General features: G+C 61.4%; 1 protein-coding gene. It reads left to right on the top strand.

Annotation, left to right across the window (positions count from 1 at the left end; all coding sequences use genetic code 11):
- Nucleotides 1-18: 18 nt before the first annotated feature.
- A partial coding sequence (locus QZH66_RS14875; protein ID WP_305806696.1) for a porin occupies nt 19-748 on the top strand: 730 nt, incomplete at its 3' end.

Genomic DNA, 748 nt, shown 5'->3' with positions numbered 1-748 from the left:
GGCCGTGTCAACACCACCGTGGAACACCAGAAAAATGGCACGGCGGCGCTCAACGCTACCGTCAACGGCCTGTTCAACAACTCTTCGCGCTTTGGCTTCAAGGGCTCGGAAGACCTGGGCGGCGGCCTGAAGGCTGGCTTCCAGCTCGAAAGCGGCTTCGCTTCGGACACCGGCGCGGGCACGGGCTGGCCTGGCCTTCCCAGCTCCAATGGCGGCATCAACTTTGGTCGCCAGAGCGAAGTGAACCTGTCCGGCGGCTTCGGTATGGTGCGCCTGGGTAACTTCACTCCCGAGTCCTACTACGCCACCGCCGACTACGTCAGCATGCACAACCACGACACCGGTTCGTCGTCTGACGCCCTGTACTACGATCCCGTGTGGTTCGGTGGTCTGGGCACCAAGAACAAGATTGGTTACCGCACCCCCAGCTTCGGCGGCCTGACCGTTGATGCTGCCGTGAACCTGCACGAGCAAACCTCGGGCGGCAAGAATGGCTACGACCTGGCTGCCAATTACAACACCGGCCCTCTGCACCTGGGCGCTGGCTACAGCACGGTGAACAGCAACAACCAGTTCGGGTTGCGTGCTCTGTACACCTTTGGCCAGTTCACGGTCGGTGGCTACTACCAGCGCAACAAGGATGCGAACCAAATCGGTGCAGGTGCAGGTACCCGCAACAACTTCCGTCTTTCGGGCATGTATGCCCTGGGCGCATCGGAATTCCACCTGAACGTGGGCCGTGCCAACA

The organism is Stenotrophomonas sp. YIM B06876, from assembly GCF_030711595.1.
Lineage (GTDB): Bacteria > Pseudomonadota > Gammaproteobacteria > Xanthomonadales > Xanthomonadaceae > Stenotrophomonas.
Note: the sequence above shows the minus strand (reverse complement) of the source record. Positions and strands in the feature narration are given on the sequence as shown.